This is a genomic window from Maricaulis sp. B-26 (genome assembly GCF_056857855.1).
The window spans coordinates 238,164-251,636 of sequence record NZ_JBSXNX010000023.1 but is presented as its reverse complement, the minus strand read 5'-3'; the positions used below and the strand labels follow the sequence as shown (position 1 = coordinate 251,636).

The 13,473-nt window shown below is 64.8% G+C and carries 7 protein-coding genes; 6 read left to right on the top strand and 1 reads right to left on the bottom strand.

The features are described from left to right. Positions 1-527: 527 nt before the first annotated feature. Together AC13HB_RS10515 and AC13HB_RS10510 are read left to right on the top strand one after the other, a co-directional pair. Complete coding sequence (locus AC13HB_RS10515; RefSeq protein WP_482949698.1) at positions 528-3,389, top strand: hypothetical protein; 2,862 nt, start codon at positions 528-530, stop codon at positions 3,387-3,389. A gap of 77 nt (positions 3,390-3,466) precedes the next feature. After that, entirely contained in the window at positions 3,467-6,133 is a 2,667-nt protein-coding gene (locus AC13HB_RS10510) for a TonB-dependent receptor domain-containing protein (RefSeq protein ID WP_482949697.1), read from the top strand. Between the two features lie 127 nt (positions 6,134-6,260). Here AC13HB_RS10510 and AC13HB_RS10505 read toward each other — a convergent pair whose 3' ends face one another. Beyond that, positions 6,261-7,433 carry a S8 family serine peptidase gene (locus AC13HB_RS10505; RefSeq protein WP_482949696.1) on the bottom strand — a complete coding sequence of 391 codons (1,173 nt, stop codon included), beginning with the start codon at positions 7,431-7,433 and terminating at the stop codon, positions 6,261-6,263. A gap of 442 nt (positions 7,434-7,875) precedes the next feature. Between AC13HB_RS10505 and AC13HB_RS10500 the strand changes: the two genes are divergently transcribed. The 4 genes from AC13HB_RS10500 to gspF are packed head-to-tail and all read left to right on the top strand — an operon-like array spanning position 7,876 to position 13,465. After that, complete coding sequence (locus tag AC13HB_RS10500; RefSeq protein WP_482949695.1) at positions 7,876-8,736, top strand: type II secretion system protein N; 861 nt, start codon at positions 7,876-7,878, stop codon at positions 8,734-8,736. Beyond that, on the top strand, positions 8,736-10,718 hold the full coding sequence (gene gspD / locus AC13HB_RS10495; protein ID WP_482949694.1) for a type II secretion system secretin GspD: 1,983 nt from the start codon (positions 8,736-8,738) through the stop codon (positions 10,716-10,718). Before AC13HB_RS10500 ends, gspD begins: the two co-directional genes overlap by 1 nt. Next, complete coding sequence (gspE, locus tag AC13HB_RS10490) at positions 10,708-12,237, top strand: type II secretion system ATPase GspE (protein ID WP_482949693.1); 1,530 nt, start codon at positions 10,708-10,710, stop codon at positions 12,235-12,237. The genes gspD and gspE overlap by 11 nt, the downstream gene beginning before the upstream one ends. Continuing rightward, on the top strand, positions 12,224-13,465 hold the full coding sequence (gene gspF, locus AC13HB_RS10485; RefSeq protein ID WP_482949692.1) for a type II secretion system inner membrane protein GspF: 1,242 nt from the start codon (positions 12,224-12,226) through the stop codon (positions 13,463-13,465). The genes gspE and gspF overlap by 14 nt, the downstream gene beginning before the upstream one ends. Positions 13,466-13,473: the final 8 nt, after the last annotated feature.

Below are 13,473 nucleotides of genomic sequence, written 5' to 3'. Positions count from 1 at the left end.
AATCCGGCATCGTCGCCTCCGCCGGGACTGGCGCGATTAAAGTCAAAATTCGCGGCTGTAAAGCGGGAATTTTCGCGCGGGTGCACGATCTCATCTCGAGCTCCCTCCGGTTGCTTCGCACGGCCAGCCTCGCACGGGGCTGCGGCGCGGTTCAAGGTGAGAAAATATACGCTCCGTATTCGGAGTGCTTTTACTTTATTTCGTGGAAATTCGTAATATTGGAATCCGTCGGTGGATTGTGTAAAGGAAGTGTAACATTCCGGTTTGTCACAAAAATTTCAATCTCTACTTGCCGTTCTGTGTCGGAGTCGCAACAGGCGGCAAATCTCCAGCCCAGGCAGGCGATTGCGACAGGGTGTTCCGGCGGGAATTCCGACCGTGAATTGTGGCCGCACCGTCCGGTCCTGAAACGCGGTTGCCCTGTCATTCAAGCGTTACAAACCTCCTGTTTATCCGCCCCCCAAGCGGATGCCGGTGCGTTTCAGGCCGGCTTCGCAGTCGAAAGCCAATCCTCTTGGGGGTCTTCAATGTCGGTGAAGCAAAATTTCCGCAAGCTTCTGCTTGTCTCTACTTCGTGCGCATTCTTCGCAGCCTGCGCGGATACATCCATCTCCTCGCCCGGTGGCGAGGATCTCGGTACGCCTCCGGGCGGCGGCAATGGTGGCGGCGGCAGCGGCCAGACCACGATCGATCTGATCCCGGCCGGCGGCTGCGGTACGGGGTCGATCCGCGAAACCTCGGTGACCAATAACGACATCACCATCAATGCCTGTGAGATCACCGGCAATATCACCACCGACACGGTCATCGCACCGAATGCCGGCGTGATCATCACCGGCCCGACCTTCATCGGCCTGGACGACGGCGCGGTCGCCCAGGACAAGAGCGTCCAGTCCGCCGGCGGCACGTCGGTCACGCTGGAAATCGGCGCCGGCGCCACGCTCTTCGGCTCGTCCGGTTCCGACTATATCGTCGTGACGCGCGGCTCGCGCATCGAGGCCAATGGCGCCGTCGACAATCCGATCGTCATGACGGCCCGGGCCGATATCGAAGGCACGGTCGGCGAGAACGATCGCGGCCTCTGGGGCGGTCTGGTCATCAATGGCCGCGCGCCGATCAATGCCTGTATCGACGGCACCGCCACCGGCGGCACCGCCGATTGCGAAAAGTCCGGCGAGGGCTCGTCCGGCCTGTTCGGCGGCGACGATCCGACCGACAGCTCGGGCAATCTCAACTATGTCCAGGTCCGCTATGCCGGCTTCCTGGTGAACAATGAGGACGAGCTCAACGGCATCGCCTTCCAGGGCGTCGGCAACGGTACCGACGTCGACCACATCCAGGTCCACAACAATGCCGATGACGGCATCGAGATGTTCGGCGGCACGGTCGATGTGAGCCACGTCGTCCTGACCGGCAATGCCGACGACAGCTTCGACTATACCGACGGCTGGGTCGGCCGCGCGCAATACGTGCTCGTCCGCCAGTCCGGGGACGATGCCGACCAGGGCTTCGAGTTCGACAACCGCTCCTCGAACAACAATCTGACGCCGCGCTCCAACCCGATCATTTCCAACTTCACCATCATCGGCGAACGCGGCGCTGCGGAATCGGATGACGGCATGCTGCTGCGCGCCGGTACTGCGGGCGAGTTCTACAATGGCATCGTGGTCGATATGGGCGAGGAATGCCTCGACATCGACGATGCGGCGACCTTCGACGGCATCACGCTCTCCAATGGCCGTCCGGCCGACGAGGACCTGGTCATCCAGTCGACGGTGTTCGACTGCACCACGAACTTCAAGGATGACGGCGCCGACGACCTGGTGGACGTCGAAGCCTGGTTCCTGGGTCAGCCGAACAATGCCGAGATCGCCAATTCGATGGCCGGCGTGCTGCCGGGCCCGGTCGAGCTGGCCGTCAACGCCTTCGACGCCAATGGCCGCGACGCCTGGTTCGAGGCGGTCGACTATATCGGCGCCTTCTCCGGATCCGAGACGGAAGCCTCCAACTGGGCTGCCGGCTGGACCTTCGGCGTTTTCGAGGATCCGGGCTGCCCGACGGGCACCACGGAAAGCTCCGAAACCCTCAACGGCCAGCGCGTCTGCCAGCTGACCGGCAATGTCACCGCCGATCTGCGCCTGACGCGCGGCTCGATCTACGAGCTGGTGGGGCCGGTCTTCGTCGGCGTCGATCGCGGTGCCGATCCGGCCAACCCGCTGCCCTCGGGCATCGAGGTCGACCTCACGATCGACCCGGGCGTGACCATTTTCGGCTCGTCCGGCTCCGACTACATCGTCGTCACCCGCGGTTCCACCATCCGCTCCAACGGTACCGCCACGGCCCCGGTGGTCATGACCGCCCGCAGCGATATCGAGGGCACGGTCGGCGCCAATGATCGCGGTCAATGGGGCGGTCTGGTGATCAATGGCCGCGCGCCGATCAATGCCTGTATCGACGGCACCGCGACCGGCGGCAGCGTGGATTGCGAAAAGTCGGGCGAAGGCTCTTCGGGCCTCTTCGGCGGCGCCACGCCGGACGACGACTCGGGCAATATCTTCTACACGCAGGTCCGCTATGCCGGCTTCCTCGTGAACAATGAGGACGAGCTCAACGGTATCGCCTTCCAGGGCGTCGGTTCGAATACCGAAGTCGACTACATCCAGGTCCACAACAATGCCGATGACGGCATCGAGATGTTCGGCGGCGCCGTCGACGTCCGTCACGTGGTCCTGACCGGCAATGCCGACGACAGCTTCGACTTCACCGATGGCTGGGTCGGCCGTGCGCAATACGTCATCGTGGCCCAGTCGGGCGACGATGCGGACCAGGGCTTCGAGTTCGACAATCGCTCCTCGAACAACAATCTGACGCCGCGCTCCAACCCGCGCATCGCCAACTTCACCATCATCGGTGAGCGCGGCGCTGCGGAATCGGATGACGGCATGCTGCTCCGGGCCGGTACGGCCGGCGAATTCTACAACGGCATCGTGGTCGATATGGGCGAGGAATGCCTGGACGTCGACGACGCGGCGACCTTTGACGGCATCACCTTCGACAATGGCCGCCCGGCCAATGAAGACCTGGTCATCCAGTCGACGGTCTTCGATTGCACGGTGAATGTGAAGGATGACGGCGCCGACGACCTGGTGGACGTCGAAGCCTGGTTCCTGGGTCAGGCCAACAATGCCGAGATTACCCACTCGATGAACGGCTTCGCCTTCATCCCGGGCAATACCGGCGTGGTGCCGGGCGCGACGGAGCTGGCGGTCACCGCCACCGACGTCAACGCCATCGACGCCTGGTTCGACACGACCTCCTACATCGGTGCCGTCGCTGACGCGAACGACACCTGGTACGAGGGCTGGACCTTCCGCCGCACCGCCAACTAACGCAACCGCCGCAACCCGGCCGGCCTTCGGGCCGGCCGGACCGGTGAGGTTCACTTCACAGTTTCATGGTGATGAAGATGAAGACCACACGATTTGCGCTCTCGGCTGCGTTGCTGGCGTCCACGACGCTGGTACCGGTGGCCGCCATCGCGCAGGACGACGAAACGACCGACGTCATCGAAGTCCGCTTCCAATACATTCCCGACGACCGGCGCGTGACCTCGGAAGTTGCCGCCGCGCTCTCGATCGACGATCTCGAGACGACCGGCGACAGCGATCTCGCCGCCGCCCTCGTCCGGGTGACAGGCCTTTCGACCACGCAGGGCCGCTTCGTGGTCGTTCGCGGGCTGAACGAGCGCTATTCCAATACGCTCCTGAACGGTTCGCCGATGCCCTCGCCGGAACCCTTCCGCCGCGCGGCACCGCTCGACATCCTGCCGACCAACTTGCTCTCCAACGTGCTCGTTCAGAAGACCTTCTCACCGGAATTCCCGGGTGAGTTCGGCGGCGGCGTGATCGGTATCGAGACCGCGAACCTGCCCGACGACCGCTTCTTCAGCGTCAAGGTCGGCGCGTCAGGCGATACGGTCACAACCGGCAATCGGGGTCTGACCTATGACGGGTCCGACACGGACTGGCTCGGCTTCGACGACGGCCTGCGCGATATGCCGGCCGAACTCGCCGCGATCTTCGACACCACCCGCGTGGGCAATAATCTGCCCGCCGACCAGCAGCAGGCCATCGGCCGTTCGCTGGTGAATTCGGAACTCTGGGTCCTGCAGAATGTCGACGCCTCGGCCAATGGCGAGTTTTCGTTCAATGCCGGCGAGCGTTTCGACTTCGACAATTTCTCGCTCGGCATTCTGGGAGCCTTCCAGTACGCCAACAGCTGGGAAACCCGAGAAGGTCAGCGCGGCAAGGGCGCGATCGGTTCCGAAGGCCTCATTTACGAGAACGGCCCGGCCAATGCCGACCGTACCGGCATCGCCCGGAACGGCGAAGGCCGCGACAATTTCCTGTCGACGGAAAATTCGGTCGAAGCCTCGGCCATGGTCTCGGTCGGCGTCGATTTCTACAACGACCACGCCATCAACTTCCTCTCCATGGTGCTGCGCTCGACCTCCAAGGAAGGCCGCAGCCAGGAAGAGTTCAATGCCGGTTCCTCTGCCGTCATTCGCGGCGATTATACCGAATGGTTCGAGCGCGAGGTCGTGTTCAACCAGCTGACCGGTGAGCACGTTTTCGAAGGGCTGGGCGAGCTGGCCGTCGACTGGCGCATCTCCGATGCCAGCGCGACCCGCGATGCACCCTACCAACGCTTCGTGAACTACCAGTACGACGAAGCGGCCGGCACTTTCCGCTATGAAGGCGACATCAACGACAATTTCACCCGCTTCTCGCAGATCGAGGACAATACGTCCGATTACGGTATCGATCTGGCCTTGCCGGCGATGCTGGGAGATATGGATGTGGAGCTGAAGGCCGGTTACGCCAATACCAGCCGCGAGCGTGACGCCTATACGCGTCAGTTCTCCTTCGAACAGGGTTCCATCGGCCTGCCGCAGGACCTGCTCTTCTCGCGCATCGACTATATCTTCGCGAACCAGAACATCACCGACGAGCGCCTCCGCCTGGTCGAGACCGGCGGTCTCACTTTCCCGGAAGCCTATCGCGGCGAACTGGACGTGGAAGCCTTCTATGCCGGTGCCGATATCGCCATCAACGACTTCGTCCGGGCCGCCTTCGGTGCCCGCTTCGAAGATGGCGAGCAGAGCGTCGATACCTTCTCCTTCCCGGCCAGCAATGCCGATACGGGCCTGGTCGAGACGCAGATCCAGGAAGACTATGTGCTTCCGGCCGTCACGCTCACCTGGACTTTCGCGGACAATCTCCAGCTTCGCACCGGCTATTCCCAGTCGATCGCGCGGCCGCAATTCCGCGAGCTGGCCTTCGCCGAATTCTTCAACACGGAGACGGACCAGCGCTTCCAGGGCAATCCCTTCCTGGTGAACACCGAGATCGAGAGCTTCGACGCGCGCCTGGAATACTATTTCGGCCGCGACCAGTTCGTGACTGTCGGCGCCTTCCACAAGACGCTGGAAAACCCGATCGAGGAGTTCATCATCCCGATCGGCGACGGGCTGAACACCTCCTTCATCAACGCGCCGGAGGCGACGCTGGTGGGGGGCGAGTTCGAGTTCGAGAAGGTCTTCGACCTGTCGGGCCGCTGGGACCGTCCCTTCTTCAACGACCGCGAATGGTTCATCAAGACGAACTATACCTACATCCAGTCCGAGGTTTCGGCTGACGGTACGGTGACGGTCGCGCAGGGGGCCTTCGGCAACCCGCTGGGTCTGGAGCTCAATGCTGCCGGATTCATCGAGGATGGCCGGGCGCTGCAAGGCCAGTCCGAGCATCTGTTCAACGCACAGCTCGGCTTCGAGACCTTCGACGGCCGGGCGCGCGGTGCGCTGCTTTTCAACTATACCGGCGACCGGACGCGGGCCGTTGCCAACCTCTCCGACAATCTGCCGGAGATCGTTGAATCGCTGCCGAGTTCGCTCGACTTCGTCTACAGCCGTACGCTCGAACTGGGTAATGCGGACTGGGATGTCGGCTTCTCGGTTCGCAATATTCTGGGTGACGATTATGAGGCCACCCAGAGTGCCGACGGTGTGGAGCTGGCGGTCGACACCTATGATGTCGGGACCTCTCTGAGTGTTTCCATCAGCCGGACCTGGTAAGGCGCATGGAGGGGTTCCGATCCCTCCATACTGCCTTGCCGGCGTGTTGTGCCGGCTCAAGACTGCCTGAAGAAAAAGGGCCGGCCCATGCGGGCCGGCCCTTCCATTTTGCGTCCCGCGGCGCGGGTTAGTTCACGCAGATCGGATCCGGATTGCCGTCCGGATCGCCGGAGACGGTCCCGTCGGTGGACGGGTTGCCCAGCAGCAGGATGCCGGCCAGGTGCGGCGTCGCCATCGAGGTGCCGGACAGGGTGGCATAACCGCCGTCCTTATAGGTCGAATAGACCGACACGCCTGGATCGGAGCAGTCGACCGGCGGGTTTCCGTAGTTGGAGAAGGAGGCGAAATTGTCGCCCTGCGAGAAGGCGGACACCGTGTAGATGTTGTTGCCGTTCGCACGGGCAGGCGAGTGATTGTTCGCGTCGTCCGACTCATTGCCGGCTGCGAGGGCGAAGACCAGGCCGGTATTGGCCGCGGCGATCACCGCATCGTCGAGCGACTGGGAAACCCCGCCGCCGAGCGACATGTTGGCGACATCGCCCGGGCTGTGATTGGCGGCGGCATAGTCTATGCCCGCAATGACGTCCGCGAGCGAGCCGCTGCCATTGTTGTTGAGGACGCGTACGCCGACCACGGAGGCGCCGGCGGCGACGCCGATGACGCCGATATCATTGTCGATCGCGGCGATCGTGCCGGCGACGTGCGTGCCGTGGCCATTGCCGTCATCGACCCGGTTCGGGCCGCGGGAGACGAAGTTCGCGCTGCGCGCCGTATCGACATTGAGGTCCGGATGGTCCTGGTCGACGCCGCTGTCGATCACCCAGGCCGTGCCCGTGGCGCCGCTGACGCCACCATTGACGCGCGTAATGCCCCAGGGCGTTTCCTGGGTCGGGTCGGTTCCGCCGCCGCCATCATCGCAGCCCGGATCGCGCTGGGAGGGAGGACCTCCACAGGGCGGCGGGGCGACCACGATGCGCATCACCTGGTCGGCCTCGTAATAGGCGATGTTCGGATTGCTTGCCGCCAGGCGTTCGGCGGCGCGGGCCGGCATGGTCGCCGAAAAGCCGCGGATTGAATTGCTGTAGACGTGCCGGACCTGGCCGCCCGCATTGCCGACCGCGCGATTGGCGAGGCCGGGCGCATCGGCCGAACTGACCGAATTGTCGAACACGAAGATCCAGCTGTCGCGCACGAGCTCGAGCTCGTGCGGTGTCGTCTGGGCCATGGCCGCAGGCGCCGAGAAGGCGGCAGCCGCGAGCGCGGCCAGGCTGACGAGTGATTTCCGGCTGAGGTGTTTCATGAAGTCGAACCCTCCCCTTGGGGTGTTTCGGATTTCCGCACGCTGTGCGGGTCCGGCCTCCTCCGACCGGACTGACAGGCGAGAATCATTACAGGCTTGCAATGTGGATTCAACACAAAACCGGGTTCGATCGGGGGTGTGCCCTTGCAATGCAATCACAAGTGGCCGTAAGGATTGAGATAATTTAAGCGAGATTTTCTTCGCGCTTGGGCTGGTGTCGGCGGGGAGCCCGAGATCGGGCCTGAGACGTCCGGTTTTCCCGATTCCGGTTGGGAAGTTTCGGTTAATTGCGTAGGGTTTGCGTAGGGGCTGGCCGCGGACGATACGAGTGGCCGTGAAACGTCGTAAAACTGACGCACGGACGGTGTATCCGGGGCCTCTACCCGGCCGGGGCGCCAGACCGCATCCGCCGGGGCCTGGCTTTAGGAGGGGTGAATTGGGCGTGTCAGCCGCGACAGACCAGCGCCGTCAGCCGAGAGGCGGATCGATTCGTCGATTCGGTCTCGCCGCGATGCCGCGCCTGGTCGAGATCGTGCTGCTGTTCCTGCTCGCCTGGGTGCTCGCCCGCCTGATCTGGCTGATCGCCTTCGGAGCCAGCGCTGCCGATTTCCAGGACGGCAGCGCCGGCGGCGGGGCCGATGCGGGGCGTCCGGCCTATATCGCCGATCTCGACCGTCTTCGCGGCGCCGATCTCTTCGCCGACCGCCGCCAGACGGTGGCGGTCAGCCCGGCCGCGGTTCGCGAGCTGCCGGAAACCCGGCTCAATCTCGTCCTGCGCGGCGTGCGCCGCGGCGCCACCATTGATGCGGGCGGTGCCATCGTGCAGACGCCGGACAGCCGGCAGGGTTTCTTCTCCGTCGGCGACGAGATCGTCGAGGGAGTCACGCTCGAGGAAGTTCATGTCGATCACGTCGTGATCAATCGCCGCGGCGTCGCGGAAACCCTCTTCCTGCGCGACGAGGCCGCCCGCCGCGAGCGCAGCGAGGCCTCGCGCGCCTCGGGTCCGTCCGGCATCCTGCCGCGCTCGGTCTCGCGCCAGACGCTCGCGGGCAATATTCCCCTCGAGCCGGTCATGGAGGGCGACCGCCTCCACGGCTACCGTTTCTCCGAGGGGGCCGACTACGCCATGCTGGCCGCGCTCGGCCTGCGCTCCGGCGATGTGGTGACGGCGATCAATGGCCGCGCGCTCGCCGATGTCGATGATCTCAACGGGTTCTTCGAGTCGCTCGAGAATGGCGGCCAGCTCACCCTTTCTGTCAGTCGGGGCGGCCTGCCCCTTACCCTCCAGGTGGACCTTCCCTGATGACCGAGTTTGCCAGACGTTTCAGCGGCGTTCTCGCCGCGTTGAGCCTTCTTGCCGCCGCAGCCGGCCTCAGTACGCCGGCGCGGGCGCAGGGGCAGGTGGTCAATTTCAACCAGGCCGAAATCCAGGCCGTGATCGACGACGTCTCCGCGGTCACCGGCCATACCTTCATCGTCGACCCGTCCGTGCGGGGCCGGGTGACGATCACCTCCCAGACGCCGTTGAGCGCGGAGGAGTATTTCCAGGTCTTCCTCTCCACCATGCGCGTGCACGGCTATACCGTCGTGCCGACGGCGACCGGCGCCTACCGCATCGTGCCCGAGCAGAGCGGCTCCCGCAGTGCCTCGCCGGTCACGACGGAGCTGCGCGGCGACCAGTATGTCACCGTGGTGGAACGGCTCGATCATGTCGGCGTGCGCGACGCGCTGACCGTGCTGCGCCCGCTGACCAGCCCGCAGGGCAGCGTCAACGCGTCGGAGAGCGGCAATCTCCTCGTCATCGTCGACTATGCCGAGAACGTCACCCGTATCCGCCGCGTGATCGGCGATCTGGACCGCGATACCTCGATCGTCGAGATCGTCGAGCTGCAGAACGTATCCGCCGCCGAGATGACGCGCATCATCCAGACTATCCGCCAGCGCAATGCCGCGGGCGAGGACGGCATCTCCTTCAACGTCACCGTGGCGCCGATCCCGGCCTCCAACACGGTCATCCTGCGCGGCAATCGCGAGGCCGTGGACACGATGATCTCGCTGGTCCGCCGCGTCGATGCGGTGAGCCAGTCCAACCAGGGCTTCCGCGTCATCTATCTCGACCATGCCAATGGCGAGGAGATGCTGCCCATCCTGCTCGGCATGATCGAGAACATGGCCGAGGCGGAGGGCGTATCCCGGGCGCCGTCCATCTCCTATCACGCCCCCACCAATGCGCTCGTGATCAATGCCGATCCGGACATCCAGCGCGAGCTGGAACTGGTCATCCGGCAGCTCGACATCCGCCGGCCGCAAGTCCTGGTCGAGGGCATTATCGTGGAGATGTCGGACAGGACGGCGCGCGAGCTGGGCGTGCAGATGCTGCTCGCCGGCGGCGAGGGCGACACGCCGCTCGCCATGACGCGTTTTTCCAGCAATACGCCGGACCTGCTTGCCCTGACCGGTGCGATCACAGAGACCGGAGGCGATACGTCCGCCGGGTCGGATCTGCGCGATGTGGCGATTTCCTCGCTGCTCGACGCGCGCGGTGCGACGCTCGGTTTCGGTGGCCAGAACGGCAATGGCAATCTCTTCGGCCTGGTGCTCAACGCGGTCGAGGACGATGTCGATTCCAACCTGCTCGCCACGCCGTCCATCCTGGCCATGGACAATGAGGAAGCCTCCTTCCTCTCCGGCCAGGAAATTCCGGTCACCACGGGCGAGGCGCTCGGTTCGAACAATTCCAATCCCTTCCGCACGGTCAATCGCGAGGAGGTCGGCGTGAAGCTGATCGTCCGGCCGCAGATCACCGAGGGCAATACGGTGCGCCTGAATATCGAGCAGGAAGTCTCAAGCGTTGCCGGTACGGTCAATGCCACGTCCGCCGACCTGATCACCAACAAGCGCTCCATCCAGACCACGGTGCTGGCCGATAATGGCGAGATCATCGTGCTGGGCGGACTGATCCAGGAAGAGGCCGAGGATTCCCGGTCCGGCGTTCCGGGCCTGAGCCGCGTGCCCGGCGTGGGCCGTCTCTTCCGCTCGGACGGAAGGGAGGCGCGGCGCACCAATCTCATGATCTTTATCCGCCCGACCATCGTGCGGACCGAGGCCGACATGCGCGCGCTGACGGATGATCGCTATGATTTCATCCGCAACCAGCAGATCGCCAGCGATCCGGATGGCGTCAGTTCGCTGGAGGCCATCGTCGACATGCTGATGAGCGATCCGGCCATGTCCGGAGCGGTGTCGGAGAACGCGGCCACAGACGGGATGGATGATGACGGCTGACACGCAGACCGCGTCCGGAACCCCTGGCGGGCCCCGAGCAGCCTCGCCCGTCAGCTACAGCTATGCCCGCCAGAAAGGCGTCGCGTTCCGCCCCGGCGAAAGCGCGGCTTTTCTGGTGCGTTCCAATGCCGACAGGCGCGCGCTGATCGAGCTGCGCCGCGTGGTCGGTTGCACGCACCCCCTGGTGGAATGCGATCCGGCCCGTTTCGACCGCGAACTCTCGGACATCTATGCCTATGCCGGGCTCGGCGCCGACAGCGCGGCGGCCGACGAGGCGGATGAGAGCCTGACGCGGCTGGTCGATGAAATCCCCAAGATCGAGGACCTGCTCGACAGCGCTTCGGACGCGCCGATCATCCGGCTCATCAACGGCATGATCGCGGAGGCCGTGCGCACCTCGGCCTCGGACATTCATGTCGAGCCTTTCGAGGACCGCGTCTCGATCCGCTACCGGGTCGACGGCGTGCTGCACGAGACGGTCAGCGTCTCGCCGAAACTGGCCTCGCCCCTGGTCTCGCGCATCAAGGTGATGGCGCGGCTCGACATTGCCGAGAAGCGCGTGCCGCAGGACGGGCGCCTGACCATCGCGCTCGGCGGCAAGGCCATCGATGTACGCGTCTCCACCCTGCCGGCCCGCCATGGCGAGCGGGTCGTGCTGCGCCTGCTGGACAATTCGGAGACCCGTTTCCGGCTGGAAGATCTGGGAATGCCGGACGCGATGCTGGACGATTTCCGCCATGCCCTGGCGCAGCCGAACGGCATTATTCTGGTCACCGGCCCGACCGGTGCCGGCAAGACCACCACGCTCTATGCCGGGCTCAACCTCCTCAATGAGGAGACGCGCAATATCCTCACTGTCGAGGACCCGGTCGAATACGCGCTGGACGGGATCGGCCAGACCCAGGTCAACGCCAAGGTCGGCATGACCTTCGCGGCTGGCCTGCGTGCCATCCTGCGCCAGGACCCGGACATCGTCATGGTCGGCGAGATCCGCGATACCGAGACCGCCCAGATCGCCGTCCAGGCCAGCCTGACCGGTCACCTCGTCCTGTCCACCGTGCACACGAATTCCGCCATCGCGGCCATTGCCCGCCTGCGCGATATGGGCGTGGAGAGTTATCTGCTCGCCTCCACCCTCTCGGCCATTATAGCCCAGCGTCTGGTGCGCCGGCTGTGCACGCATTGCCGCGAAGCCTGCACGCCCGACGCAGCCGAACTGGAACTGCTGGGTCTCGAACCCGGCAGCGATGTCACGCTCTACCGTCCGGCCGGTTGCGCCCATTGCAAACACACCGGCTTCGAGGGCCGGACCGGCGTCTATGAACTCGTCATGGTCGATGATGCCATGCGCAAATTTATCCATGACGACGCACGCGAAGCCGAGATGAGCGCGCACGCCTTCGCGAAGCGCAAGACGCTGTTCCAGAACGGTGTCGATCTCGTCCTGACCGGGGCGACCTGCCTGTCGGAAGTCCTCCGCGTCAGCCGCGAGGAGGGGGAGCGCCATGCCGGCGTTTGAATACGAGGCCCTCGACAAGACCGGCCGCAAATCCCGCGGCCTGATTACGGCGGACAGCGAACAGGCCGCCCGGCGCGAATTGCGCGGCCGCTCCATGGCGCCGCTGGCCATCCGCCAGGCCTCGGGGCGCGCTGCTGCGCGCGGAGCGGAAGATGCCGGTCCGGGATGGTTCGAACGCCTGCGCGAGAAGGATTTGTCCGGCCGCGAGCTGATGCTCGTCACCCGTCAGATGGCGAGCCTGATCGGGGCCGGCATGCCGGTCGCCGAGACACTGGGCATGCTCGCCCAGCAGGGCGGACCCCATCATATGCGCCGCGTCCTCCTGGCGGTCCGGGCGCGCGTTTCCGAAGGCGAACGCATGTCCGACGCGATGGAAGGCTTCCCGCGCTCCTTCCCGGCCGTCTATCGCGCCATGGTCGCTGCGGGCGAGGGCACGGGCGGGCTGGATATCGTGCTCGCGCGTCTCGCGGACTATCTGGAGAAGGACCAGGCCGTGCGCAACCGGATCACCGGTGCGCTGGTCTATCCGGCCGTGCTGACCCTGGTCGCGACCGGCGTGGTGACGGTCTTGATGACCTTCGTCGTGCCGCGCATCGCCGAGCAATTCTCGGGCATGGGCGTCACCCTGCCGCTGCTGACGCGGATCATGATCGGAATTTCGGGCGGGCTGCAGGCCGGCTGGCCCTATATCATCGGCGGTCTGGTCGCGCTTGTTCTCGCTGCCGTCCTGCTCCTGCGCCAGCCCGCCATGCGCCTCGCTTTCGACGGGATGATGGCGCGCCTGCCGTTGGCCGGCGGTTTCCTGCGCACGAGCGAGGCGGCCCGCTTTGCCCGCACGATGGGTATTCTCATCGAGTCCGGCACCGTTCTGCCCGACGCTCTCCGCGCCGCCTCCCGCGCCAGTACGAACCGGGCTTTCCAGGCGCATCTGAAACATGTGGTCGGCGATGTGGAGAGCGGGCGCGGTCTGTCCGACGCGCTCAAGGCTCGCAACTGGTTTCCGCCGCTCATGCTCTTCATGATCGCCGCCGGCGAGCGGTCCGGCACGCTGGGCGAGATGTTCCGGCGGTCCGCCGACCAGCTCGATCAGGATATCGATGGCGCCATCGCCATCGGGCTCAACCTGCTCGAACCGGGTATCATACTCGTGCTCGGCCTTGTCGTGGTGTTGATCGTGCTCTCGATCCTGCTGCCCATTCTGCAACTCAATACGCTCGCCCTCGGTTAGGGAGAAAC